The 24,720-nt window shown below is 37.4% G+C and carries 24 protein-coding genes and 1 other annotated feature; of the genes, 7 read left to right on the top strand and 17 right to left on the bottom strand.

Annotation, left to right across the window (positions count from 1 at the left end):
* Positions 1-38 precede the first annotated feature (38 nt).
* Both mutY and recX read right to left on the bottom strand, forming a co-directional pair.
* The gene (gene mutY, locus IGJ46_RS10270) at positions 39-1,223 is read right to left on the bottom strand and encodes an A/G-specific adenine glycosylase (protein ID WP_375343118.1); all 1,185 of its coding nucleotides are present in this window, start codon (positions 1,221-1,223) and stop codon (positions 39-41) included.
* Complete coding sequence (gene recX / locus IGJ46_RS10275; protein ID WP_002359467.1) at positions 1,213-2,013, bottom strand: recombination regulator RecX; 801 nt, start codon at positions 2,011-2,013, stop codon at positions 1,213-1,215. Before recX ends, mutY begins: the two co-directional genes overlap by 11 nt.
* Before the next feature lie 131 nt (positions 2,014-2,144).
* Here recX and rlmD point away from each other — a divergent pair, with 131 nt between their 5' ends.
* The gene (gene rlmD, locus IGJ46_RS10280; RefSeq protein WP_002356436.1) at positions 2,145-3,515 is read left to right on the top strand and encodes a 23S rRNA (uracil(1939)-C(5))-methyltransferase RlmD; all 1,371 of its coding nucleotides are present in this window, start codon (positions 2,145-2,147) and stop codon (positions 3,513-3,515) included.
* Between the two features lie 201 nt (positions 3,516-3,716).
* Here the strand turns inward: rlmD and IGJ46_RS10285 are convergent, their stop codons facing one another.
* From IGJ46_RS10285 to IGJ46_RS10295, 3 genes are all read right to left on the bottom strand, one after another.
* Positions 3,717-3,965: a GlsB/YeaQ/YmgE family stress response membrane protein gene (locus tag IGJ46_RS10285; RefSeq protein WP_002356434.1), complete on the bottom strand. Its 249-nt coding sequence runs from the start codon at positions 3,963-3,965 to the stop codon at positions 3,717-3,719.
* Positions 3,966-4,144: 179 nt separating this feature from the next.
* On the bottom strand, positions 4,145-7,267 hold the full coding sequence (gene ebgA, locus IGJ46_RS10290; protein ID WP_218391240.1) for a beta-galactosidase subunit alpha: 3,123 nt from the start codon (positions 7,265-7,267) through the stop codon (positions 4,145-4,147).
* Positions 7,200-8,699 (bottom strand): amino acid permease, encoded by a 1,500-nt coding sequence (locus IGJ46_RS10295; protein ID WP_002359464.1) that lies wholly within the window; start codon positions 8,697-8,699, stop codon positions 7,200-7,202. Before IGJ46_RS10295 ends, ebgA begins: the two co-directional genes overlap by 68 nt.
* Before the next feature lie 148 nt (positions 8,700-8,847).
* On the opposite strand from IGJ46_RS10295, the gene IGJ46_RS10300 reads away from it, so the two are divergent.
* Positions 8,848-9,678 carry an AraC family transcriptional regulator gene (locus IGJ46_RS10300; protein ID WP_002356429.1) on the top strand — a complete coding sequence of 277 codons (831 nt, stop codon included), beginning with the start codon at positions 8,848-8,850 and terminating at the stop codon, positions 9,676-9,678.
* 319 nt (positions 9,679-9,997) lie between these two features.
* Positions 9,998-10,870 carry an LPXTG cell wall anchor domain-containing protein gene (locus IGJ46_RS10305; protein WP_218391241.1) on the top strand — a complete coding sequence of 291 codons (873 nt, stop codon included), beginning with the start codon at positions 9,998-10,000 and terminating at the stop codon, positions 10,868-10,870.
* Between the two features lie 249 nt (positions 10,871-11,119).
* Here IGJ46_RS10305 and rplL read toward each other — a convergent pair whose 3' ends face one another.
* From rplL to lsa(A), 5 genes are all read right to left on the bottom strand, one after another.
* Entirely contained in the window at positions 11,120-11,488 is a 369-nt protein-coding gene (rplL, locus tag IGJ46_RS10310; RefSeq protein WP_002356427.1) for a 50S ribosomal protein L7/L12, read from the bottom strand.
* Positions 11,489-11,550: 62 nt separating this feature from the next.
* Positions 11,551-12,051 (bottom strand): 50S ribosomal protein L10, encoded by a 501-nt coding sequence (gene rplJ / locus IGJ46_RS10315; RefSeq protein WP_002356426.1) that lies wholly within the window; start codon positions 12,049-12,051, stop codon positions 11,551-11,553.
* A gap of 130 nt (positions 12,052-12,181) precedes the next feature.
* Positions 12,182-12,311 (bottom strand) — a sequence feature (ribosomal protein L10 leader region).
* Between the two features lie 62 nt (positions 12,312-12,373).
* Positions 12,374-13,063 carry a 50S ribosomal protein L1 gene (gene rplA / locus IGJ46_RS10320; RefSeq protein ID WP_002356425.1) on the bottom strand — a complete coding sequence of 230 codons (690 nt, stop codon included), beginning with the start codon at positions 13,061-13,063 and terminating at the stop codon, positions 12,374-12,376.
* A 111-nt stretch (positions 13,064-13,174) separates the two neighbouring features.
* Entirely contained in the window at positions 13,175-13,597 is a 423-nt protein-coding gene (gene rplK / locus IGJ46_RS10325) for a 50S ribosomal protein L11 (RefSeq protein ID WP_002356424.1), read from the bottom strand.
* A 122-nt stretch (positions 13,598-13,719) separates the two neighbouring features.
* A complete protein-coding gene (gene lsa(A), locus IGJ46_RS10330; protein ID WP_174114141.1) occupies positions 13,720-15,216 on the bottom strand; it encodes an ABC-F type ribosomal protection protein Lsa(A) in 1,497 nt (498 codons plus the stop codon).
* Between the two features lie 375 nt (positions 15,217-15,591).
* Here lsa(A) and sdaAB point away from each other — a divergent pair, with 375 nt between their 5' ends.
* Positions 15,592-16,260, top strand: coding sequence for an L-serine ammonia-lyase, iron-sulfur-dependent subunit beta (gene sdaAB, locus IGJ46_RS10335; protein ID WP_002414070.1), 669 nt, complete (start codon positions 15,592-15,594; stop codon positions 16,258-16,260).
* Between the two features lie 22 nt (positions 16,261-16,282).
* Positions 16,283-17,155, top strand: a complete 873-nt coding sequence (sdaAA, locus tag IGJ46_RS10340) for an L-serine ammonia-lyase, iron-sulfur-dependent, subunit alpha (RefSeq protein WP_002362308.1) — start codon at positions 16,283-16,285, stop codon at positions 17,153-17,155.
* A 64-nt stretch (positions 17,156-17,219) separates the two neighbouring features.
* On the opposite strand, the gene IGJ46_RS10345 is transcribed toward sdaAA, so the two are convergent.
* Genes IGJ46_RS10345 through IGJ46_RS10355 form a run of 3 tightly spaced genes read right to left on the bottom strand, consistent with a single transcriptional unit; the run spans position 17,220 to position 20,807 of the window.
* On the bottom strand, positions 17,220-18,065 hold the full coding sequence (locus tag IGJ46_RS10345; protein ID WP_218391242.1) for a M55 family metallopeptidase: 846 nt from the start codon (positions 18,063-18,065) through the stop codon (positions 17,220-17,222).
* The gene (locus tag IGJ46_RS10350) at positions 18,062-19,165 is read right to left on the bottom strand and encodes a M42 family metallopeptidase (protein WP_010816170.1); all 1,104 of its coding nucleotides are present in this window, start codon (positions 19,163-19,165) and stop codon (positions 18,062-18,064) included. Before IGJ46_RS10350 ends, IGJ46_RS10345 begins: the two co-directional genes overlap by 4 nt.
* A gap of 13 nt (positions 19,166-19,178) precedes the next feature.
* Positions 19,179-20,807: a peptide ABC transporter substrate-binding protein gene (locus IGJ46_RS10355; RefSeq protein ID WP_430613800.1), complete on the bottom strand. Its 1,629-nt coding sequence runs from the start codon at positions 20,805-20,807 to the stop codon at positions 19,179-19,181.
* 77 nt (positions 20,808-20,884) lie between these two features.
* On the opposite strand from IGJ46_RS10355, the gene IGJ46_RS10360 reads away from it, so the two are divergent.
* Positions 20,885-21,607, top strand: a complete 723-nt coding sequence (locus IGJ46_RS10360; RefSeq protein ID WP_002374063.1) for a MurR/RpiR family transcriptional regulator — start codon at positions 20,885-20,887, stop codon at positions 21,605-21,607.
* Between the two features lie 92 nt (positions 21,608-21,699).
* Here the strand turns inward: IGJ46_RS10360 and IGJ46_RS10365 are convergent, their stop codons facing one another.
* The 4 genes from IGJ46_RS10365 to rpmG form a co-directional block, all read right to left on the bottom strand.
* Positions 21,700-22,587 carry an alpha/beta hydrolase gene (locus IGJ46_RS10365; RefSeq protein WP_218391244.1) on the bottom strand — a complete coding sequence of 296 codons (888 nt, stop codon included), beginning with the start codon at positions 22,585-22,587 and terminating at the stop codon, positions 21,700-21,702.
* Between the two features lie 110 nt (positions 22,588-22,697).
* Positions 22,698-23,243: a transcription termination/antitermination protein NusG gene (nusG, locus tag IGJ46_RS10370; RefSeq protein WP_002384070.1), complete on the bottom strand. Its 546-nt coding sequence runs from the start codon at positions 23,241-23,243 to the stop codon at positions 22,698-22,700.
* A gap of 124 nt (positions 23,244-23,367) precedes the next feature.
* Entirely contained in the window at positions 23,368-23,538 is a 171-nt protein-coding gene (gene secE, locus IGJ46_RS10375) for a preprotein translocase subunit SecE (RefSeq protein WP_002356409.1), read from the bottom strand.
* A 20-nt stretch (positions 23,539-23,558) separates the two neighbouring features.
* A complete protein-coding gene (rpmG, locus tag IGJ46_RS10380) occupies positions 23,559-23,711 on the bottom strand; it encodes a 50S ribosomal protein L33 (protein ID WP_002356408.1) in 153 nt (50 codons plus the stop codon).
* Positions 23,712-23,996: 285 nt separating this feature from the next.
* On the opposite strand from rpmG, the gene cbpA reads away from it, so the two are divergent.
* Positions 23,997-24,635 (top strand): cyclic di-AMP binding protein CbpA, encoded by a 639-nt coding sequence (cbpA, locus tag IGJ46_RS10385; protein ID WP_002365057.1) that lies wholly within the window; start codon positions 23,997-23,999, stop codon positions 24,633-24,635.
* Positions 24,636-24,720 lie beyond the last annotated feature (85 nt).

The following is a 24,720-nucleotide window of genomic DNA, read 5'->3' on the forward strand; positions in this document are numbered from 1 at the left end:
AAAGAGGGGCTTGTTTGTTAAAAAGCCTCTCTTTTTTGTTATTTTTTTTCGTGTTCTTTTTTGAACAATTCCACCATTTTTTGCTGTGGTTTTGGAAAAACATAGTCTGAAAATTGTTGTGCTGCCACCCATCGCTGCGACTCTAGTGTGGCTAATTCGCCTGTATTTCGGCCATAAAAGACTAAGATATGCCATTTTAAATGACTGAAAATATGAACGACTTCGCCTAAGGCACGTTTTTGCCAGACAACTGTTTCATAGTCCGTAAAAAAGTTGACAGGTTCTTCAGCGACCAAAGGCTCTGTTACAGGCTCTAACTCTAAAGTTAATTGTTTTTCCGTTTCTACTGGTTGCGCCAGTTTTTGCAATTGTTGAAATTGTTTTTTGCTAATTTCTTCAATCGGAAACAGCCACATATTAGCTAACAAACCGGTTTCAGGTCGTTGTTCTAATAAAAATTCTTGCTTTTTATTTTCAATAATAGTGCCGACATAATACACATCTTTCGGCTTAACTTTTTTTGATTTGACTGGATAAGCGGTCATTTTATCTGCCTGATAGGCGGCACAATATTGCTGAAGCGGACAACTTTCACACTTAGGGGAAGTTGGGGTGCAGACGGCTGAGCCTAGATCCATTAAAGCTTGATTAAAATCCCCTGGACGCTCACGATCGATGATTTTAAGCATCGCCGCTTCAAATACTTTACGACTACTCGCTTTTGCAATATCTGCATCAATTTCAAATAAACGGCTCACTACCCGCATGACGTTACCGTCAATTGCTGGTTCGGGGAGATTAAAGGCAATACTGCCAATCGCACCAGCCGTATAGGGGCCGATTCCTTTTAAACTCCGAATATCTTCGATTGTGTCAGGCATTTTCCCACCAAATTCTGAAACAATCTGTTGCGCTGCCACTTTTAAATTACGCGCTCGTGAATAGTAACCTAACCCTTCCCAAGCTTTCAACAACTTATCATCTGGCGCTTCCGCTAAATCTTGAATCGTCGGAAACCATTCCATAAATCGATAAAAATAATCAATGACTGTATCTACGCGAGTTTGTTGTAGCATAATTTCAGAAATCCAAATACGATATGCATCTGTATTCGCTCGCCAAGGTAAATTGCGTTTTTCTCGTTCATACCAAGCTAAAAAATCTTCCTGGAATGAACTAACTTTTTCGGGACTCCACGCCTCCCAAGGCTCTTTATTCGTCATGTTCTACTTCCTTTTCGCTAATAAATTGCTGAATCAAATCATAGTCAAACCCTTTTTGGAATAAGCTTTGTTTTACTTTTTGGACTTTTTTAGAAAAATCAAATCGCTGATTAGCACGCCATAAACGTTCGCCTTCCTTGTTTAACGCTTGTTGTTCTTGTTCTTCGTCCTTTTCAAAAGCTAAAGATTCCAAAGCTAGATCAATGATTTCATTTGTAAAGCCCTTTTGCATCAGATGCAGACGCGTTTTCTGAAGTGCATCTTTAAAACTTTTAGTTCGATAGCGTTTCATGGCTTTTTCTGCAGTTGCTGTGGCAACATTAAGTTGTTCATCTAACGTATAAAAGGTCAAGCCATGCTGAATATCTTCTTCACTAATGCCTTTTTGCTTTAATTGTTGTGCCACATTTCGTGGTCCTTTATCACTGGTTCGCATAGCTGTCCGTACGTAACTTTCACTAAAAATTGCATCATCCAACAACCGCAGCTCTTCTAAACGTTGAACGATTTTTACTCGATCTTCAGGTTCAATTTCTTTCTCTTTTAAATAAGTAAAAATCTCTTTCTTTGAACGTAATTGATAGCTTAAATAATTCATCGCCATTTGTAACCCGACATCATAAGAACTGGCTTTTTTTATTTCTTCTATTAAAGTATCTGATAACTCTTGGCCTTTTAGCAGACGCTGCCGTACTAAAATATCTTCCGAGACACGCAGTTTTTCGCCTGAAGATAGCCAAAGTAGATAAAATTCACCTTTATCTTTACTAATTCGTGTGATTGTTGTCATCTTATTCTCCTGCCCCTCTAAATCAGAACATATATTCTACTATACCATAGAATCCTTGGAAGCCAAATAAATAAAAATGTGCTAAAATGGGAGGAAGTGAAAAATGTGAGATGACTAAAGGATGAAAGAATATGACCCAACAACTAGTAAAAAAAGGCCAACAAATTTCTTTAAAAATTAAACGATTAGGAATTAATGGCGAAGGTATCGGCTATTATAAAAAATTAATTATTTTCGTTCCTGGGGCGCTACCGAAAGAAGAAGTGACTGCCACGATCACAAATGTTACACCCAAATTTGCTGAAGGAACCCTTCAATCTGTCAAAAAAGCTGCTAAAGATCGCGTGGTCCCTCCTTGTCCTGTCTATGAAACATGTGGCGGCTGCCAACTACAACATTTAGCCTACAAAGCACAATTAGACTTTAAAAAAGATTTATTAAAGCAGGCGCTTAACAAATTTAAACCAGCCAATTATCAAAACTATGAACTACGAAAAACAATTGGGATGGAGAATCCTTGGAATTATCGAAATAAAGCCCAATTCCAATTACGCCAAATCGATGGTCAAGTAGAAGCTGGTCTCTATCAAGCTGATTCACATCAATTAGTACCGATTGATAACTGTTTGGTCCAACAGCCTGCGACAACCAAGGTGATGAATACATTAGTTGATTTATTGAATAACTTTCAATTGCCAATTTATGATGAACGTAAAAATAGTGGTATCTTTCGAACATTAATGGTTCGAGTGGGCATCCAAACTGGCGAAGTCCAAGTAGTGTTCATTACACAATCGCAGAAATTTCCACAAAAAGAAAAAATGGTTCGCGCAATTAATGAACAATTACCAGAAGTTGTTTCTATTATGCAAAATGTCCAAAATAAAAAAACCTCTCTAGTAATGGGTGATGATACCCTTCACTTATGGGGCAAAGAAAGCATTGAAGAACACATTAACGACGTTGTCTTTGATTTATCGCCGCGAGCATTTTTCCAATTGAATCCAGAACAAACGGAAGTTTTATATAATGAAGGAATCAAGGCCTTAGATTTACAACCAAACGAAACTGTTGTTGATGCTTATTGTGGCGTCGGGACCATTGGCTTAAGTTTAGCGAAACAAGCGCATCAAGTTCGTGGTATGGATACCATTCCCGCCGCAATTGACGATGCTAGATTCAATGCAAAACGACTTGGTGTTACGAACACACATTATGCTGTTGGAACAGCTGAAGACTTATTACCTAAATGGTTCAAAGAAGGCTTTAAACCTGATGCCATTGTAGTTGATCCCCCACGGACTGGTTTGGATCGTAAATTATTAACGGCCCTTTTGAAACAACCACCTAAGAAAATGGTGTATATTTCTTGTAATGTATCCACGTTAGCACGTGATTTAGTTCAATTAGCCAAAGTATATCAAGTAGACTATTTACAATCTGTTGATATGTTTCCACAAACCGCTCGTTGTGAAGTTGTCGTAAAATTAACGAGAAAATAAAAAAAGGAGCGTGGGACAAAAATCACTTTGGATTTTTGCTCCACGCTCAAAAACTGATAAACGGCGGGAACAGAACCAACACTACGCGTTGCTCCGATCTCAACAACTTCTAAGAGCTAAAGCTCTAAGAGTTGAAGGTCCTTCGGAAATAAACGGTTCTGTCCCGACCTCCTTTAACTAATTAAACAATTATTTACTTAATTAGCTATTTTTTCGTCCGAAGAAGAATGAAACCACAGCAACTAAAATTACTGCCCCAATAATTGATGGCACAATTGCCATACCTGCTACGTGAGGACCCCAGCTACCTAAGATTTTTTCTCCGATAAATGAACCAACTAAACCGGCAACGATATTCGCAATCCAACCCATTGATTGACCTTTGCTTGTAAGCGCGCCAGCGATAGCACCGATAACAGCACCAACGATTAAAACCCATAAAGTATGCATAAATAATTCCTCCTAAATGCTTTATCTAGCGAATAATTCGCTATGTTACTATTATGGACTACTTTTATTAGATAACAAAATAGTTTGCTTGTTTCCATGAAAAAAAAGCAATAATTTCTGATAATTTCATTAAAAAAGCTCAGAACAGGAGAAAGAAGTGCACTGTTCTGAGCTTTTATTTAAGAAATTGTTGGTCGTTTTACTCGTTCATGTGCGACATCCGCTGCTTGAATCTCTTTATTATTAAAAGGTGTTAAGCGGAATGCCAATTGGAATTCTTCAAACGTAGTCCGGTATTTTTCTAATTGCCACTGGCCACAAGAGTAGCTACCTAGGGCGTTTTGTTTGTAATCGATATTTAAAACAACATACTCACTTTCTTGTAATTCATTGGTATGCTTAGCAACATCTAGCGTTTGTTCTTCAAAATAAGAAACACTAAAATTATATGAATCAGCCGCTGTTGCTACTACCCCTTGGCCGCGATCATCCGTGAATGCGGACCATTTAGTCGCCATGTGGTTACCATTGGCTTGTGGAACAACATAATTAGTGAACATTTCCGCCACTGTAGCCTCATAAACGCCAAGTAAACCAGCTTCTTGTGAATCTACATAGTTTTCTCTCGGCCCTTTACCGAAATATTTTACTTCTGATAGAGACTTGTCTAAATGGAGAGTCACACCCAAACGTGGTAACATATCTGGCGCATTTTCAATTTTACCAGCAGGACTACCTTTTAAGTCGAAGAAAATTTCGCCATTTGGTGCAATTAAATACTGATAGGTACATTGATAATGCCAAGCACTGTTAGTCGTTCCGTTAATTGTTTTTACGATGACTTGGATAAAATCATCAACTTTTTTCCACTCAAAAGAACGGACAATTTCATGCTCTAAATGTAAGAAATATTTCTTCTTCATTTCATCAATAATTTCCATATCATTACTGATCGGTGCCCGCCAAAATGTAAATTTCGGCCCTTTATGCAATAATTTTTTACCATCTCGTGTCACATTCGTTAAGGCACCCTTCACTTTATCAAAATTAATTGAAAAGTTTGGTCCTTCAATGTATAAATGAGGGCCAATTTCCTTTGCCATTAGCAAGCCAACTGGTGTGATCTCAATCCCTGGTGTTGTAATTGGCAATTCAAACTGTGCGGTAGCTAATTCATGACCAGCAGATGCATAGGCGGTCGTTTCTTTCAATTGATATGAAAGAGTTAAATAATAGGCGGCTCCTGCCTTTTTAGGAAAATCTAAATGATAAGGTAAGTGCAGTCTTCCTTCTTCTCTAGCAGCAATTGCTGGCACTGCTACTGTCCCTGATTGAATCACTGTTTGATCTTCAGTAATTGTATAAACCAGCTTAAAGATAGCCAAGTTTTCAAAGTCAAAACGACTCAATAATGAGAATTCACCTGACAGAACGTCAATAGCGCTAGTTGTAATGGGTTCAATGACTTTTTTGTATTCATACAAGCTAGGAGATGGCGTACGGTCAGGCATCAACATCCCATCAATACAAAAATCTTTGTTACTTGGATCATCGCCGAAATCGCCGCCATAACGATAATAAACTTCACCGTTATCTGTTATCGATTCAATGCCATGGTCAAACCATTCCCAAATAAAGCCACCTTGTAATTTATCATGAGCATAAAATAGCTCTTGGTATTCTTTTAAATTCCCAGGGCCATTCCCCATCGCATGACAATATTCACATAAAATATGCGGTTTTTTTGAATTTTCAATAATCGTATTCATCAGTAATTCTCTAGTTGGGTGTTCCAACCAAGTATACATTGTAGAATAGACATCCGTGACCTCTGCCTCAAAATCACCTTCATAATGGACCAAACGTGTTGGATCCATTTCTTTGGCAATGCGGGCCATTTCAATAAAGTTATGACCAAACGCAGATTCATTCCCTAACGACCAAAAGAGAATTGATGGATGGTTTTTATCCCGTTGAATCATCCGTACCATCCGAGAAACATAAGCCGTTTCCCATTCTGGATCGTTGCTAATCCAATCATATTCTCCGGTTAATTCAAAGCCGTGACATTCCAAATCAGTTTCATCAATCACATACATTCCATATTCATCGCATAAATCATAGAAATAAGCAGATGCTGGATAATGACTGGTTCGAATGGCATTAATATTAAATTGTTTCATTAAACGAATATCTTTTTCAATTTCTTCACGACTAACCACTCGACCATTTTTCGGATTATAATCATGACGATTCATTCCTTTTAGTTTAATGGCCACACCATTGACTAAGAAAGTCTCACCAGATACATGAATATTTCTGAAACCAACTTTTTGCGGAATAACTTCGACGACTTCCCCTTCAGAAAAAACAGTGATAAATAGTTGATACAAGTATGGTTTTTCAGCTGACCAAGCAGTGACAGACGGTAAACTTGCTGAAAATTCAACTGTACCTTGATTTCCTGCGACAGTCTCTTTAAGAACCGTTTTTCCCTGCTGATCCATCAACTCCAATTGAACTTGTTGTCCTTTGTCTTGCCAAAATTTACCCGTAATTGCCAAGTGGCCATTTTGATACGAATCATCTAAATCGGAAATAATAAAGAAATCTTCCAGCCCATTTTCTGGTACACCGAGTAATTCAACATCACGAAAAATACCACTTAACCACCACATATCTTGATCCTCTAAATACGTACCATCTGACCATTGATAGACTCGCACCGTTAAATCATTTGTTTCACCAATTTTAGCGTAAGGCGTAATGTCAAATTCTGCTTCATTTCGTGCACCTTTACTGTAGCCAACTTCATGGCCGTTCACCCAAACATGATAAGCTGAATCTACGCCACAAAAACGTAAAATGATTTTTTTATCGTGAAATGTTTCATCTATAGCAAATGTCCGTTTGTAAATACCTGTTGGGTTTTCCGTTGGTACATACGGCGGATTAATGGGAAAATTGTACCATAAATCAGAGTAATGCATTTTGCCATATCCTTGGACTTGCCAATTTCCAGGAACAGTGATTTGATCCATTTGGCTTGTATCAAAGTCCGTCGCAAAAAAGTTTTCTGGGCTGTATTCTGGCGCTTCTAAAAAGAGAAAATGCCAGCGTCCGTTTAAATTTTTGTATGCTTGTGTATATTTATTTTCATTTAATAACGCTGTTTCTTTCGAAGGAAAGCTCGAAAAATGTGCTCGTCCAGGCAACCGATTAATACTATCTACTTTATAATTTTCCCAAGTCTTCATAATCCATTTCTCCTTTACCAACTTCATTTTTTTCTTTTGTTTCATATCGTTTCCAACAAATCCAAGCAAAGCCCATAAAGACAATTAACCCAATAATGTTATACGCCAACATGCCCAGTGGACTAGCGGTTCCTTTCGGTAACGTGCCATTGATTTCTTCCATGATTAATTTTGGATCCGGCACAGTTGACATAAAGAATACAAAGATAAAAATGGCTAATAAGAAAATTCCCGCAATTAAGCCAAAGGTTCGATTACCAAAGCGGAAACTTCTCGGCATTGTTTCTTTTTTCCAACGAAGCCCAATATAGGCGATTAACAAGAACAAGACAGGCACTAATGACGTAGAAGCTGTCATATTAATTAACGTTTCTAAAAAGCTATCCATATTTCCAATTCCTAATGCTGGAATGGCAACTAAAATCGTCACAATAATTCCTTGAACTAACAAAGCATTGGTTGGATTTCCCTCTTCGTTGGTTTTCACTAGCCACTTACCGAAGACCCCATCAGGAATTTCTGAGAAAAATACTTTAACTGGTGCTGCCGTCCACAGAGCCAAAGAACCAAGACTTCCGACAAATAAGATAATTCCTACTAAGCGCACCATCATTGCTGCGGGAATATGGAAATACGTACCTAAAATTTTAAAAATATCAAAAATACCATTTGAAAAATTTCCTTTTAAGACGTCCGTTGGCACTACCAAACCTACAGCAACGGCACCAAGAATATACATGATACCGACCGCAATCGTTGCACCAATCATCGTGCGGACAAACGTTTTATTGCCGCCTTTAACATCCTTAATATATACACCGATACTTTCACCACCGCCAACAGCTTGTAAAATCCACGCCATCGTCATGAAAAAAGTCCAATTAAAAGTTGGCATAATTGACGTCGTGGTAAACTCTTGTGCTGGCTCATTGCCAAAACCAAACACGACGACAAAGGCTAAAACCACAAAAGCTACGCCCATAAATAAACGAGCACCACCCGCTAAGCTAGTCACTTTCGAAATCCACGAAACCCCTTTAATACAAACCCATGTCATTAACCAAAATAACAGAATAGAAATCACTGCAATTATTTTAGTACTATGGTTTCCTTGAAAAACGTTTTGACCTAAAAAAGCGTATGAACCATAAATCAATGTATTCGGTAGCAATGAACAGAAGAAAAACAAGTTGACAAAGAAATACGACCAAGCGCCTAAAAATGCCCATTTAGGTCCTAGCACAGATTCCAACCAACTGTGAACACCTGATTCATTTTCAGAATTAGCAGAAGCAAATTCTGCAATCATTAGAATAAATGGTAAAAAGTAAAAAATAGAGCCGAATAAATAGCCTGGAATAGTTGCTAGGCCAATCTGAATACTGTTGTTAACAATGCTGGGAAAGGCAAAAACCGCTGAAAAAGTCATGAGCATCAATGCGACAGAACCTAATCGTTCCCGTGAATGTGTTGCCATTTTACTACATCCTCTCTTTATCAAATTAATTAGTACTCACACATTGTAAAACGCTTACAGTTTTTTGAAAATAAAAAATGTTGCCTATTTCTTGTAAAGATGTTGACTTTTAGAAAGCCTTTACATACTCTTATAAAGAGGTGATAGCATGCAAAATGTTTTTACAAATAATGTCAGCATCCTGATTAATGATCAACCTATTAGCCAAGAATTTCATCTTTATGAAGCTGGCTATGAAAAATGCCGTCCGACAAAACCAACTGAGTTTGCCCCCATTAATTATTGGGTTTTGCATTATTGTAGCGATGGTGAAGGTTATTTTTCAACACCCTTTATGGAAAAACAACACATTACCGCTGGCGATTTGTTTATGATTCCAGCCAATTGTCGCAATATTTATTATCCTAATCGGCAAAATCCTTGGACCTATCATTGGGTCGGTTTTGTTGGAGATCTTTCGTCTCAGTATTTAGAAAAAATAGGCCTGACTACCGAAAATTGTATTTTAAAAGGAACTGTTGATAAGAAATTAGAAAGTTTATTTAAAAATATTTACCAAGAAGCGAAGAAACATAATCATTTTGGCAGTTTAAGTGAAAGCTTTCAATTGTTGAATTATCTAGAGCATCATTCCGTTACACAGCACGAAAATCAAAGCCAACAATTATTTAACCAAATTAAAATGGCTATTCACGAAAATTTTTCAAACAATCTTTCAATTAGTCAATTAGCTTCTGAGTATAACATTGATCGTAGCTATTTATTTAAGCTATTTCAGCGTTATGAACAAACAAATCCTAGTATTTATGTACAAAACTTAAAATTGCAAAAAGCCTGTTCTCTGTTAAGAAAAAGTTCCTTAACCATCACGGAAATCAGTTTTGAAGCAGGTTTTTCTTCACCTTCTTATTTTTCAAAATTTTTCTTCCAGAAAAAAGAGATGACACCTCGACAATATCGTCAACAGTTTTTGACTTAAAATAAATTGTCATTATTCTTAAATCTGTATTTTTATCCTTTTAAAAGATTGACGAAGTTTTCGCTATGCAGCATACTTGTCAATCTTTTATATAATGACTAATTTACTCGAAACTACCATTAAGCGAATACAGTACTTCTTTAACCAACACCTTTGAAATATTTTGACACTAATGTAATAGTCTCTACGGATCGTATTTTTGATAGATTAATAGTTTAAAATTTATATTTTTTATCACCTAGTATATATTCTTAAACTTTTCTTAATATTTAATTGTTACAAAAATATTTCAAAAATGTTACAATAGGTAACGAAAGGAATGATTAAAATGAAAAAAATGTTTTTAGGACTCTTTTGTTTTGTTTCGATTACCACACTATCAGTTTCTAATGTATGGGCAGAAGATTCGGCTAATGAAGCTTCTGTGGAAAAGTCAACAGTTACTTCTTTAACTCAAGAAACTTCAGCAACAACAATTAATGCTTCAACTGATTCAACAGCACTTACAGCTGAAAGCGAGGAACTTCCATCGCTTCGTCAAACACTTCTTAATTACGTAGGTATGTATGGTTTAACAGAAACCTTGATAAATCGTTTATCTGATGACGAACTGGACTACGCAAAAAAAGTTTCGTTTCATTTTGTAAACCAAGACATCAGTGGAACAGCGAGAATGATTACTAAATTATATGGTGAGAAACCTATCCCGGAGGACTCCTACTCTACAGATTACTCAACATTAACGATTGATGACTTAAAAAATTATTTACCTCAAATTCGACTTTCGTTAATTTATGTATATGATTTAAATAGTGATGTTGTAAATAATTTAAGCGATCAAACACTCGTCGATTTAATTAATCAAGTCAAGGTAGACTACGCTAACCAAAATTACCCATCTGATGTCCGTGGTGATTATGGTTTAGCAGCAATGGCAGATAAAATAAAAGCAAACCATTATACGTCAATTAATCAAAGTGCTGAAAGTGTTTCTTCGGATACTACTAATACAGAATCTACATTACAAACAACTACGAGCAGTTCTAAGAAAGCTACTACATCAAGTTCAACCGAGCACAAAAAGGGGATATTTCCCAGTACTGGCGAAAAAAAATCAGTTTTATTTACTATCATTGGAATCATCTTACTATCTTTAGTTAGTATATTCATTATAAAAAATAAAAAGAAATAGACCTACTATTCAATCATTATTTAAATAATTTGCTTTTTATCAAATAATATTGGTAACGAGAACTTATAGAAATTATCAAATCCAGAGGTTAAGATCCTCTGGATTTTCTCTTTAGCTATGAATACTTATCTTTATTAAACGAAAAGATTATTTTGACAATCAATTCACTAACTTTACCACCATTTAAAAGCTTAATAAAAAAGAACCCTTGCAACACAAGGGTTCTCGAACATTCAAAAGTTGAATGAATTATTTTACTGTTACTGAAGCGCCAACTTCTTCTAAAGCAGCTTTTAAAGCTTCTGCTTCTTCTTTAGAAACGGCTTCTTTAACTGGTGCAGGAGCGCCATCAACTACAGCTTTAGCTTCTTTCAAGCCTAAGCCAGTTGCTTCACGAACTGCTTTGATAACTTTAACTTTTTGATCGCCAGCTGCTGTTAATTCAACAGTGAATTCAGTTTGTTCTTCTGCTGCTCCACCTGCTGCTGGTCCAGCTACTGCTACAGGAGCTGCTGCTGATACGTCAAATTTTTCTTCGATAGCTTTAACTAATTCGCTTAGTTCTAAGATAGTTGCTGTTTCTAACTCAGCAACGATGTTTTCAATGTTTAATGCCATTTTGAATTTCCTCCATTTAAATTAAAATTGTTTGTTTTTTATTTGTTCGAATTAGACTGCAATTAAGCAACTTCTTCGTTTTTCTCTGCCACTGCTTTGACAGCGTAAGCCACGTTGCGGACTGGCGCTTGTAATACAGATAATAGCATAGATAGTAAACCTTCGCGGTTTGGTAGTTTTGCCAACGCAGTAATTTGTTCCACTGAAGAAACTTTTCCTTCGATGACGCCACCTTTGATTTCTAATGCTTTTGCATCTTTAGCAAATTCGTCGATGATTTTAGCTGGTGCTACTACATCGTCGTTGCTGAATGCGACAGCAGTTGGGCCTGTAAAGACTTCGTCTAAGCCGTCTAAACCAACTTTTTTAGCTGCACGAGAAAGGATTGAGTTTTTGATGACTTTCATTTCTACGCCTGCATCACGTAATTGTTTACGTAAGTTAGTGACTTCTTCAACTGTTAAACCACGGTAGTCCACGATTACAACTGATGCTGCTGATTCAAATTTCTCAGCGGCTGCTTGAACTAGGGTTTCTTTTTTAGCGATTGCTGCTTCACTCATTTATTTCACCTCCTGATTTTGATGGTGGAGTTGGACTTGGTTTACGTTATGTAAAGTAGAAGAATCAAATGAAACTTCGCTCACTTCGTTCGCCAAGTATTGTTTTACATCGGCTTTTTTTCAAAAAGTCGTGTAAAACAACAAAACTCCATGCCACCGTAGACATAGAGGGACCGAATTGTATATAACTCAACAATTGTCCTCGGTAGGAAATTAAGACTTGCGTCACCTACTGTCTTCGGTACAGTTAATTATTAACCTCACTCACTTTACCATAGGGTAAGTGAGTGAGTCAAGAATTTTTTAATTATTTTCTTTCAAATTAGAAAGAAGCTTGGTCAACGTGGATTCCAGGTCCAAATGTTGTTGTTACTGAAATGTTTTTGATGTATTGACCTTTAGCAGTTGATGGTTTAGCTTTCAATAATACGTCGTTAATTGTGTTGAAGTTTTCAACCAATTTTTCGTTATCAAATGAAACTTTACCGATTGGTACGTGGATGTTACCAGCTTTGTCAACGCGGTAAGTTACTTTACCAGCTTTAACTTCTTCAACAGCTTTTGTAACGTCCATTGTTACAGTACCAGTTTTAGGGTTTGGCATTAAACCTTTTGGTCCTAAGACACGGCCTAATTTACCAACTGTAGCCATCATGTCAGGAGTCGCAACAACCACGTCAAAGTCGAACCATCCACCTTGGATTTTTGCAACCATGTCGTCGTCGCCTACGAAATCTGCACCAGCAGCTTCAGCTTCTTTAGCTTTCTCGCCTTTAGCGAATACTAAAACAGTTTGTGTTTTACCAGTTCCGTTTGGAAGCACAACTGCTCCACGGATTTGTTGGTCTGCTTTTTTAGGGTCAACGTTCAATTTGTAAGCAACTTCAACTGTTGCGTCAAATTTCGCGATGTTTGTATCTTTTGCTAAAGCTACTGCTTCTTCAACTGAGTAAGCTTTTGTAGCATCAACTTTTTTCAATGCTTCTTGCATTTTTTTGCTCTTTTTAGCCATTTTGTTTCCTCCTTGATTGTGGTTATAACGGTTGTACCTCCCACGTCTTTCATATCTTTAAATATGAAACGAACTGAGAAGCTACTTCTTTGAGTAAGTGTGGAATAAAAATTATTCTACGATGATACCCATGCTTCGTGCAGTTCCTGCAACCATGCGCATTGCTGCTTCAACGTCAGCGGCGTTTAGGTCTGCCATTTTAAGTTCAGCGATTTCTTTCACTTGATCGCTTGAAACTGTTGCAACTTTAGTTTTGTTTGGTTCACCTGAACCTTTTTCGATTTTTGCAGCTTTTTTCAATAAGACTGCAGCAGGTGGTGTTTTAGTAATGAATGTAAATGAACGATCTTCATATACAGAGATTACTACTGGAATAATCAAGCCTGCTTGGTCAGCTGTACGAGCATTGAATTCTTTAGTGAATCCCATGATGTTGATACCTGCTTGACCTAACGCTGGACCTACTGGTGGAGCTGGTGTTGCTTTCCCCGCAGGAATTTGTAATTTAACGATTTTTTCTACTTTTTTAGCCACGAAAATACCTCCTTAAGTTCTCGTGCGTGGTTAATGGGGTTGAGATTTCCCCTCCCACTCAACGTACATTTAAAACATACCCTATTACTATACAGGATTCCCTTTACTTTTTCAAGATGTTTTTATGATTTCAAGACAATTTTTTTATCTGTTATTTTCTTCATGAAATGTGCATCATGCTCAATCACTAGCATTGCAGGCTTCACAGATAAGATTAGCGCTTCTAATTGTTGATGATTAAACACATCCAAGTAATTAAGGGGTTCATCCCAAATATAAAGTTCAGCTGATTGAGACAATGATTTGGCTACTTCGACTTTTTTCCGTTGCCCCATACTCATTTGTTCAATTCGATTAGTGAAAACGGCGCGCTCCATCCCAAGTTTTCGTAAGTTATTTAAAAATTGAGTGTAATCTAACTGATTTTTCTCTGCAAATTCGGATAAAGTTCCTTGATTGTCTTCATAATCTTGGCGCACATAAGAAATGGTTAATTGGTGAGCCAAAGTGGCTTCGCCTTCTGAATCTCCAGAAAAATTCCCCAACAAATACTGAATCAAGCTCGATTTTCCTGAGCCATTTTTTCCTGTTATTCCAACAATTTCTCCCGCGTTTATTGAAAAAGAAAGTGGCGCAAATAGCCAATTTTTCTCGTAGCCTAGACGAAGCTCTTCCACCGTCAATAATGTTTTGTGATGCGTTGGCTGATAATCCATTGACAAAGGATCAGTATACTCAAGATCTTTTAATAGTTTTTCTTTTTCTGCTAATTGTGTTTCGGCGCGTTGTTGAATGTGTTTCGAGCGCTTCATTACACGCGCTGCCCGGGCACCAATGGCTCCTGTATCAAAAATCGCCCCGCTCCCTTTTTCCTTAGCGTTGCCGTACTTATCACCTTCACGGTTCATCGACCATTCCGCTTTTTTACGAGCGGTTTCTTTCAAGCGATTGACTTCTTTTTTGATTTTTTCATTTTCTGCTAGTTCAAAAGCATCTCTTAATTTTTTTTGCTCTTCATAAATAGAAAAATTCCCTTGATACAGCGTCAATTGACTTTTTTCAATCGCCAAAATATGATCAACCACTTCATCAACAAATGCCCGATCGTGGCTGACTAAAATAAACCCGTGTTTCTTTTTCTTCAAATATTCAGCCACTTGTTGTCTGCCAGCTAGATCTAAGTGATTTGTTGGCTCGTCAATTAAAGGAAAGGCATTTTCTTCAATAAAAAGAAGACCTAATAAAACTTTCGTCTTTTCGCCGCCTGATAAAGAAGAAAAGGGCCGCCATAAAACTTCAGGATCAACGTTTAAAAGCGTTAATTCTCGTTCTAATTCCCACTGTTCAAAAGAAGTCACCTCTTGTAAGACATAATAAGTGAGCTGTTGTTCTTCTGCAACTGTTTGTGGAAAATAGACGAAATCGACTTGATGAAGAATCTCTCCTTGGTAATCCAACTGCTTTTGTAACAATCTTAATAAGGTTGTTTTCCCACGGCCATTGCGGCCAATCAATCCTAATTTCCAATTGGTATCCATCGTGATATTTGCCTGATCAAAAAGCAATACTTCTTGATTATCATAGGCAAAAGATAGTTGTTTTAGTTCAATTTTCGACATAAATATACCTCCATAAAGCAAAATTGATGCAGCTTTACGGAAATCAGCGGCATCAATCCAAGGTATACAAAAAGACCCGTGGCTGAATTCTTTAAGCTAATTTCCGAAAATCCGCACACTCCACCCGTTATAATCAGGCAAAGTTATACAGTTTCTCTAAAAAATTAACTTAAATTTTCAACGCACGAATCCCTCTTTTCGTCTTTTATTATCTAGAATTTAGCATCTCTTCACTGATTTGTCAACGAAGGCCCCTTGCTTTCATTCTGATAAAAATTTAAATTATTCGCTAAAACACAAGCGATTGCCTAGTTCCCCGCCATTTTTTGTGTTAGACTTCCAATGAAAACATATTCTAATGAAGAAGGTGCTGAAATGGAAGAGTTACGCTTTAATAGTGTTTTTGATATTATCGGACCCGTTATGATTGGTCCAAGCAGTTCTCATACAGCTGGAGCGGCAAGAATTGGAAAAGTGGTTCGCAGTATTTTTGGACAGCAACCTGATAGCGTTGACATTTATTTATATGAGTCTTTTGCTAAAACTTATCGTGGTCACGGAACAGATATCGCCTTAGTTGGCGGCCTTTTAGGCATGGAACCAGATGATGAGCAACTAGCCAATTCTTTGGAAATTGCCTATGAACAAGGAATGGAAGTTTGTTTTATTCCTAAAAGTGAAAAAGCAGACCACCCTAATTCCGTTAAAATTGTGGTTTCTTCTGGCGACCGAAAACTATCTGTGACAGGAATTTCAATTGGTGGTGGAAACATTCAAATTTCTGAATTAAATGGCTTCAAATTGTCTTTAAGTATGGGCACGCCAACATTTATCGTTGTCCATCAAGATGTTCCTGGCATGATTGCTAAGGTGACCAACATCCTTTCAGCTAGCGATATCAATATTAGTACAATGACCGTTACCCGAGAATCTAAAGGGGAAAAAGCGATTATGATTATTGAAGTTGATCAAGCCGAAGTCGGTGACATTGTCATGCAATTAGCTGAAATCCCTCATATATATAGCGTTAACTATTTTGACTAAATGAACGTAAAGGAGTAATACGATGTTTTATTCAATTGAAGATTTGGTAGCTCAAGCGAAAGATTACCCTTCTGTGAGCGAATTAATGATTGCAACAGAAATGGCTCATGGCGGGTATTCTCGTGAACGAATTATTGAAACAATGGAAAAAAATCTAGCCGTTATGAAACAATCCGTCGCTGAAGGAATCGCTGGTGTTACCTCAGTAACAGGGCTAACTGGTGGCGATGCAACCCGCTTAAATGATTACATACATTCAGGCAACTTTTTAAGTGGTGAGACCATTTTACAAGCCGTGCGAAATGCGATTGCTGTTAATGAAGTTAATGCAAAAATGGGCTTGATTTGTGCTACACCAACCGCAGGCAGTGCCGGAGTAGTTTCTGGCGTCTTGTTGGCAGTTATTGATCGCTTAAAGTTAACGCATCAGCAACAATTGGATTTTCTATTTACAGCTGGGGCTTTTGGCTTAGTGATTGCCAACAATGCCTCAATCAGCGGTGCCGAAGGTGGTTGTCAAGCTGAAGTCGGTTCTGCTAGTGCAATGGCAAGTGCCGCTTTAGTTGCGGCTTCTGGCGGTACGCCTGATCAATCTGCTCAAGCTGTGGCTATTACGATAAAAAATATGATGGGCCTCATTTGTGATCCTGTTGCGGGACTTGTTGAAGTCCCTTGCGTGAAGCGAAATGCATTAGGTTCTTCTCAAGCCTTCATCTCAGCTGACATGGCTTTAGCGGGGATTCGAAGTGTCATTCCACCAGATGAAGTCATCCACGCAATGTACCAAGTGGGTCGCCAAATGCCACAAATTTTCAAGGAAACCGCTGAAGGCGGTCTTGCGGTGACACCAACTGCACAACGTTTAAGCAAAGAAATTCTAGAGAAACAAAAATAGAAATAACTATAGAAAGAAGCTTACAGAAAAAAACGTCCATTCGTTTTTTCCGTAAGCTTCTTCTTTAATAACTTGTTCCGCCTAAACCAACCACAGCGACAATTCCATTCATGACATCTTTCATCGTTTCACCTACAAATGAAACAGTTCTACCATCAACGCGTTTAATCATTGGTAACATTTCAATACGATCTGCTTGTGCTGTCGTCACACATTGCAATTTTACAGTTGCAGGTGTTTGCAAGGCATATCGGGGTAATTCAGACAACGCAAAGGAAGTTAACACTTGACTTGTAGTCGCTACGATAGCTTCCCGAACTTGTTGCATGGGTCTATTTTTGATTGCATAACGTCCCAGAGATTCTTTGGTGGAAACAAAGGGAACTTTGGACATCATTTTTTCTTGAAAAAGTTGTTCCTCTAAGCCTGATTCACCGATAATTAAACCAACAGGGACACCTAATTCGCTAGCGTAAGCTGCATTAATTGTCGTTTCATTCATCGCTAAGTCGTTTATTTTTAAATCATAAGCAACACTAGCGCTATACCCATGATCCATATTCCCTTTTTGTTTACCAATACCGGCATGATAACCTAAGAAAAAGACCACATCATAGCTACTATCCAAGCCACTCATCATATAATCCATGCGAGGAAAGCCGCTCACTAAGGAAATTCGTTCATCCATTTCTGCCAAGCGCGCATAAGCTAAATTCAATCCACGGCTATGCGAATCGGCAATAGTAATTTCTGTAATTTGTTCATTTTTGGCACTCTGTTGAATCCCTTCAATCAACCAAGCCACATGTTGGTGATATAATTCTCGGAATAAAACGGTGTCTTCTTTTTCCATATCAAATGTCGCAATACCTGCTAATCCTTCAATATCGCATGACACATAAATCTTCATTTGTTCCACTCCTTTGACAATGGCTGAACCAGTGCTTGAATTTTGTCAGCATCTAAATTTTTGATTAATTGAATGACTAATTCTTTCGCCGCTTGGTAATCTTGAAAGTCCACATAGCAATGGGGTGTGTGAGCGTAACGGACAGGAATTCCTACAACAATCGTCGGGGCTCCTTGAACTTGTGTAATCGCCATGCCATTGGTTCCACCACCACTTCGAACAGAAACTTGAACAGGAATTTTGTGTATTTTAGCAATCTCTAGTGCATACTCTTGAAATTCTGGATTCGTAATCATAGAAACATCAAAATAGCGTAACATCGGTCCTTTTCCCATTGCTGATTGAATCATCTCTGGCGTTTCTGCCGTATCATCAGCCGGGCAGCCTTCGAAAACAATAGCTAAATCAGGATTGACTTGCTTTGCGGCAATAAGTGCTCCTCTTTCGCCAACTTCTTCTTGTGCAGTTACTGTCGCAACTAACTTGAATGGAAGTGTCTCTTCTTTCAACTCCTCCATGACATCCACTAAGCAAGCACAGCCAATGCGACAATCAAAAGCTTTTCCTAAAAAAAGATCTGTCTGTTCGTTGTAACAGCACGTCACATCTGGAATGACCGGTGCACCAAGATCGATTTTGTACGTTTCAATTACTTCTTCTTTTGAGGTAGCGCCAATGTCGATCGACAAATCAGCAATGGTTAATGGCCGCTGACGTTCCTCTGGTGTCATAAAATGAGGGGGCCGACTAGTAACTACGCCTGGCAGATAGGTACCTTCCCGGTTACGAATCCGAACTTTTTGTGCAGAAATCGTATTAGGGACCCAGCCACCTAACGGAAGAAAACGCAACAAGCCGTTTTCTTTAATTGCTTGAATCATAAAACCCACTTCGTCACTATGAGCATCAAAAAGCACTATTGGACCTTCACTTATATTATTTTTCTTCTCAAGATATAAATTTTTAATGGCATCTAGCCGTTGAATAGTAAAATCTGCAGTTGCGTGTTGAAGGATTCTAACGACTTCTGTTTCAAAACCTGAAACACCATTAGCATTTGAAAGTTCCTGAATTAATTGAACAGCTTGACTTTTTTTCATTTTTTCCCAACCTTTACTTGTCACTGATAGAGACTGATTTGTAATAGCCTGAACCTAATGGACCATAGACTAAATTTTGGACAGAATCGTCCACTAAGCGTGCTTCTGTTAATTGATAAAGAGGAACTAGGGGTGCTTCTTCCGCAACCAATTGATCCGCTTTTTGTAATGTTTTCCAACGTTCTTCATATTTATTTGCATAAGTTACGTTTGCTTCTTGAAGCAACTGATCAAAGGTCTTATTAGACCATTTACCAAAATTATTGGAATTTTTTGATTGCAGTAAGTTTAAGAAATCGATTGGATCAGCATATACTGGCGTCCAGCCACCAACCACAATGTCGAAATCTCCGCTGCGACTTTTTTCTAAACGATTATTAAAAGGAACTGGTGAAACATTGACTGTTAAATTTTCTAAATTATCTGCTAAAGCTCCTTGAACATACTCACTGATTTTTTTAGCATTTTCTGTATCCGAACTCAAAATGGTTAGCTCCGCTTTTTCAATTCCTAATTCTTTTTTAGCCGTTTGCCATAACTCTTTCGCTTTTTCTGGTTCACTAGGATTTAAATCTCCTAATTCCTCTGCAAAATCTTTTTGCGTTTCTTGATTAGTGAAACCTGTTGGCACGAAGCCAAGTGCTTTTTTTGAGCCATCATTTAAAACATTTTTAGCTAAACGTTCAGAATTCAATGATAATGCTATCGCTCGACGTGCATTCTTATTTGCCAAAAGATCTTTTTGCGTATTTAATTGGATATAATACGTTCCAGGAATTTCACGAATTTTCAAAGCTGCATTGTCTTGTTCTTGTGCAACAATTTCTCCAGAAATTTTTACAACATCTAATTCTTTCCCTTCGAAAAGATTTTTCCCAGTATTGACTTCTTTAACTACTTGGACATCCACCTTATCCAATGAAACATTCGCTTGATCCCAATAATTTTTATTCTTCACATAGGACCAAGTATTATTCGTGCCATCCCAACCTTCTAATGTGAAGGCGCCATTGTAAAGTGTTGACTCAGCTGATGTACCATAGTTTTTGCCCGTTTTTTCGACAAATGCTTCATTTAAAGGATAAAAAGCTGGTACCGCCAATAATTGTTGAAAATAACTCATAGGATAGCTTAGCTCTACTTCCAAGGTATGGTCATCAATGGCTGTTACTCCTAACTCTTCTTTAGATTTGCCACCGTCAACAATAGCACGATAATTTTTTAGCCCTTCAAAGTAATACGCTTGCGGGGAAGCTGTTTTTGGGTCCACTGTGCGCTTCCAAGAGTATTCAAAATCATTGGCTGTGATTGGCTCGCCGTTACTCCATTTTGCATCTTTTCGAATCGTAAAAGTATAGCTTAAACCATCATTGGAGGGCTGTACTTTTTCAGTTGCCAATGCTGGTTTCGCTTCTCCTTTTTCGTCAAAGGAGAAAAGTCCCTCCCCTACTTGGCTCATTACATCTGCTGCTGTATTATCCATTGCCAACGACACGTCTGCCGTTGATAATTCCGAATCAATCCCGACCCGTAATACCTGTTGTTCTTGCTTTTTGGTTTCTTTCCCAACACTTCCACAGCCCGAGAGAAGTAAAACCATGATTGCTGTCAAAGACAGCCTTTGCTTTGTTGCCCTTTTCATAAAAACACCTCATTTTTTTATTTTTTGATACCTTTTTCCCACAAAATTATTTATAATCTGATAAAGGAGGTTTGCTCATGAACTTAGATTACTTAAAAGAAACGTATCATTTAACGAAAACAGAAAGTCAGATTTTGTATTATTTGGATCAACAAAGTACGAATGCGGCCGATTTGAGTATTCGGGAAGTTGCCAAACACTGCTTTTCTTCGCCTAGTTCCATCATTCGTTTAGCCAAAAAATTAAATTTATCAGGTTATAATGAACTTATTTACAAATTAAAAGAAGCCCATTTTTCTCAGCCAATCCCTTTTGAAACAGCGCCTTCATTTGAAACAACCAACGAGTTTTGTCAACTGCTTGCCAAACACAAGAGTCATTTATTTGTTATTTTAGGTCATGACTTTTCACGACATTTGGCGGCTTACATTAGTGAAGTTTTCAATTTTCATGGCATCCCCAGTATCACAACAGCCTATACTCATTCGATAAATAGTCAAAATAATCAGAATTTTCTTTTTATCATTCTTTCACATTCTGGTGAAGAAAAATACCTAAAAGAAACAGCTCTGCTTGCGAAAGAGAAAAAACATCCTATCATTTCTTTTGTTGGCGCCAAAAATTCAACTCTTGGTCGACTGGCAGATCTCGTTTTTTCAACTGACTCTTACAGCCCGTTTTCAACAAGTGTCGCTCAGCCACAAATGTTTTTTGGCCAAACATTAATCACCTTTGAAGCCTTGATTTGTGCTTATTTAAATCATGAGGATTCCATTCCAATATCTCCTAAAAATAAATAATTTTATTTATTATAGCTGAAAAAAGCTATTTCGCTAGCCAAAGTATAGAAAAAGGCACATGTTCCATTTTTTATGGAACATGTGCCTTTTTGCTATTTTTTACTCGGCCATAGAAATTCGATTAGCAATTGATCTATTTCAGGATTTTCATGTAATTGACTATGTTGTGCATTTTCTCCTTTAATAATCTGGCTAGTGACTTGAGTTCCTCGCTGTCTTAGCAAGGCGTTGACTGCTAAGGCACTAGATAACGGCACCGTTCCATCACTTAAATCTGTTGCACTTAATTGACCACCAATTAATAAAATGGGCAGTTTTTCTGGAACAACATTAATCATCTCTTGATAATCCAAATAGCGGCTACTTTTTTCTGTGGGGCCGTTTTCTAGTTCCGTTTCGATGGTTTGCTGTTGACTCGTATCAATAAAATCATTGAAAGGTGCTCCAATGCTGACGAATTTTTCAATTTTAGGTAACGATGCGTCTTGCCCATAGGTTCCTAAATAACGTAAACCACTAACACCACCCATAGAGTGCCCGACAATATTGGCTTTGTTCACTTGATAATTTTTTTGTAAATAGAGTAATGTGTTTTTTATCCATTCTGTTTGATTCCATTCATTGTTTTTATTATCTTCAAATAGAACTTGAACACTGGGATTCGTCGCTTTGCCACTTAAAGCTCCTCGCTCTTTAACCACGGTCCCATCAGGTTTAACGAGTAGCACTAATTCTTGAGTTGTGGCACCTTGTTTCTCCAAGCGATGCAGTAACGAGCCAAACGAATTTTTAGTTCCTGCGTAACCATGAAAAAAAAGCGTTGGTGTTGTTGTGCCGTTTAACTCAACAGTTGCTTCTTTTGTGGCGGCTTGGTTGTCATCCTTCGTAGTTGCCCCAATTTGGCAAGCACTTAATAATAGAACAAGACCCATTAGCAAAGAAAAATAACGATATTTTTGGGCATGTTTCATTTTTTTCATTCCTTTCTGCGATGAACTAAAAAAGGGCTTGGAAAAGAAGTCAGTTGACTGCTTTTCCAGACCCTACAATCTGTATCAATCAGCTGAACAATAGTTTGTCAGCTTGTTTATTAATCAATGTTATCGACTTGTTCAAAGTCTAATTCTGTACTTGTTTCACGACCAAACATATCGATGTTTACTTTTAATTTTTGTTTTTCTTCATCGATTTCTGTCACAACACCTTCAAGACCAGAAAAGGCACCTTCGATAATTTTCACTGTATCGCCTAGCGCTACTTCTAAGTCTGATTGACGGGTGCTCATGCCAATTGAACGTAAAATGTGGTTAATTTCTTCTTGTAATAAAGGAGCGGGTTTACTCCCAGCACCATGTGAGCCTACAAAACCAGTTACGCCTGGCGTGTTACGAACAATATACCAAGAATCATCGGTCATAATCATTTCCACTAACACATAACCAGGGAAAGTTTTATGAACGATTTCTTTTTCTTTACCATTTTTGACTTCTTTTTCTGTTTCTTCTGGTACAACGACACGAAAAATATAATCGCCCATCCCCATGCTTTGTGCACGTGATTCAATGTTTGCTTTTACTTTATTTTCATAGCCTGAATAGGTGTGCAATACGTACCAATTTCTTTCAAAAGTTTCCATTACTGATTCGGCTCCTTTAAATGTTTTAGTTTATTTTTTTCGAGCAAATAAAAAAAGCTCAGTTTCCCGAAGCTTTTTCTCGAATACTATTATAGCACCCCTCGTCGGGAAATACTAGAATTAATTATTTTAAAATCCAGCCAAATGCCGTTTGGATAACAGTATCCATGATAAAGAACAATGCTGCAAATAAAATAGATGTTTCAATTACAACTAATGTATCTTTACGCAATTGTTTTTTTGTTGGCCAAGTTACTTGCTTCATCTCATCAGCAACGCTGCGGAAAAATTTCATGTTGATACCCTCCTCTAAATCTATTTCGTTTCTTTATGTAACGTGTATTGATTACAATATTTACAGAATTTATTGATTTCTAAGCGTTCGCCACGTTTACCTTCACTAACGGATTTAGAATAGTTGCGAGAGCCACAAACGGAACAAGCAAGAGCTGCTTTCTTTGTTGCCATGTTCTTCGACCTCCTCTATTCACAAATTTACTTCTTAACAGTACCATTATTCGAAAAAGTTGTCAAAGTTTAATTTACTTTTTAAAGAAGCGCTGTGCCGATTCTTACGTAATTTTTTACCATTATCGCGAATACGTGCTTGATTTCTTTTATAAAATATCTGATTTTTCTTTATTTTCTATTTATTTTAACAAAATTGCTTTTATTCTGAGGTCTCAGCTATTGTTTTCTGCTAAGTTATGATATGATAAATTTATTAAAAATGAACCCTTAGGAGGCCTGTTTATGTTATTAAAATCTGTAGTTATTAAAAAAGATAATTTAACAACCGTCAATGAATCTTGTACTCTAGAAGAAGCTCTTTCTATTTTAGAAGACTCAGGTTACCGTTGTGTCCCAATTTTAGACGAATCTGGAAAAATTTTCCGAGGAAATATTTATAAAATGCATATTTACCGCCATAAAGCAAACGGTGGTGATATGAGTTTACCTGTTACCTATTTGTTAAAAAATGCTACAAAATTTATTTATGTCAACACTTCATTTTTCAAGGTATTTTTTACTATTAAAGAACTGCCTTACATTGCTGTTTTAGATGAAAATAATTATTTTTACGGCATTTTAACACACAGCACCTTATTAAATATTTTAGCGCAATCTTGGAATGTAAAACAAGGGAGCTATGTTTTAACAATTGCTTCAGTTGGTCAACAAGGCGACTTAGCAGCCATTTCAAAAATCATTGCTAAATATAGCAGCATCGCCAGCTGTATTACATTGGATGTTGATAGTGAAGAATTTGTTCGTCGCACACTTATTACTTTACCAGCCGGCACAACTGCCGAAACGTGTACAGCCATTGTAGAACATTTAGAGCGGAAAAACTTTAAAGTTGTAGAATTGGAAAATTTAGAAGACGAGTAAAATTTACGAATTACCGAACGAAAACTATTAGTAATATAAGTAAAAAACAACAATATAGTTCCTTTTATGGGAACTGTATCGTTGT

The sequence above is a fragment of the Enterococcus sp. AZ120 genome (assembly GCF_050546165.1).
Classification (GTDB): Bacteria; Bacillota; Bacilli; order Lactobacillales; family Enterococcaceae; genus Enterococcus; species Enterococcus faecalis.

Bases quoted from the DNA above. Each gene is read 5' to 3' on its own strand.
- IGJ46_RS10355 (WP_430613800.1), bottom strand. From the start codon at position 20,807: ATGAAAAGGGCAACAAAGCAAAGGCTGTCTTTGACAGCAATCATGGTT.
- cbpA (WP_002365057.1), top strand. From the start codon at position 23,997: ATGTTATTAAAATCTGTAGTTATTAAAAAAGATAATTTAACAACCGTC.
- IGJ46_RS10305 (WP_218391241.1), top strand. From the start codon at position 9,998: ATGATTAAAATGAAAAAAATGTTTTTAGGACTCTTTTGTTTTGTTTCG.
- rplA (WP_002356425.1), bottom strand. From the start codon at position 13,063: ATGGCTAAAAAGAGCAAAAAAATGCAAGAAGCATTGAAAAAAGTTGAT.
- rplL (WP_002356427.1), bottom strand. From the start codon at position 11,488: ATGGCATTAAACATTGAAAACATCGTTGCTGAGTTAGAAACAGCAACT.
- secE (WP_002356409.1), bottom strand. From the start codon at position 23,538: ATGAAATTTTTCCGCAGCGTTGCTGATGAGATGAAGCAAGTAACTTGG.
- mutY (WP_375343118.1), bottom strand. From the start codon at position 1,223: ATGACGAATAAAGAGCCTTGGGAGGCGTGGAGTCCCGAAAAAGTTAGT.
- IGJ46_RS10300 (WP_002356429.1), top strand. From the start codon at position 8,848: ATGCAAAATGTTTTTACAAATAATGTCAGCATCCTGATTAATGATCAA.
- sdaAB (WP_002414070.1), top strand. From the start codon at position 15,592: ATGGAAGAGTTACGCTTTAATAGTGTTTTTGATATTATCGGACCCGTT.
- IGJ46_RS10295 (WP_002359464.1), bottom strand. From the start codon at position 8,699: ATGGCAACACATTCACGGGAACGATTAGGTTCTGTCGCATTGATGCTC.
- sdaAA (WP_002362308.1), top strand. From the start codon at position 16,283: ATGTTTTATTCAATTGAAGATTTGGTAGCTCAAGCGAAAGATTACCCT.
- IGJ46_RS10365 (WP_218391244.1), bottom strand. From the start codon at position 22,587: ATGAAAAAAATGAAACATGCCCAAAAATATCGTTATTTTTCTTTGCTA.
- rpmG (WP_002356408.1), bottom strand. From the start codon at position 23,711: ATGGCAACAAAGAAAGCAGCTCTTGCTTGTTCCGTTTGTGGCTCTCGC.
- rlmD (WP_002356436.1), top strand. From the start codon at position 2,145: ATGACCCAACAACTAGTAAAAAAAGGCCAACAAATTTCTTTAAAAATT.
- nusG (WP_002384070.1), bottom strand. From the start codon at position 23,243: ATGGAAACTTTTGAAAGAAATTGGTACGTATTGCACACCTATTCAGGC.
- ebgA (WP_218391240.1), bottom strand. From the start codon at position 7,267: ATGAAACAAAAGAAAAAAATGAAGTTGGTAAAGGAGAAATGGATTATG.
- recX (WP_002359467.1), bottom strand. From the start codon at position 2,013: ATGACAACAATCACACGAATTAGTAAAGATAAAGGTGAATTTTATCTA.
- IGJ46_RS10350 (WP_010816170.1), bottom strand. From the start codon at position 19,165: ATGAAAAAAAGTCAAGCTGTTCAATTAATTCAGGAACTTTCAAATGCT.
- IGJ46_RS10345 (WP_218391242.1), bottom strand. From the start codon at position 18,065: ATGAAGATTTATGTGTCATGCGATATTGAAGGATTAGCAGGTATTGCG.
- IGJ46_RS10360 (WP_002374063.1), top strand. From the start codon at position 20,885: ATGAACTTAGATTACTTAAAAGAAACGTATCATTTAACGAAAACAGAA.
- IGJ46_RS10285 (WP_002356434.1), bottom strand. From the start codon at position 3,965: ATGCATACTTTATGGGTTTTAATCGTTGGTGCTGTTATCGGTGCTATC.
- rplJ (WP_002356426.1), bottom strand. From the start codon at position 12,051: ATGAGTGAAGCAGCAATCGCTAAAAAAGAAACCCTAGTTCAAGCAGCC.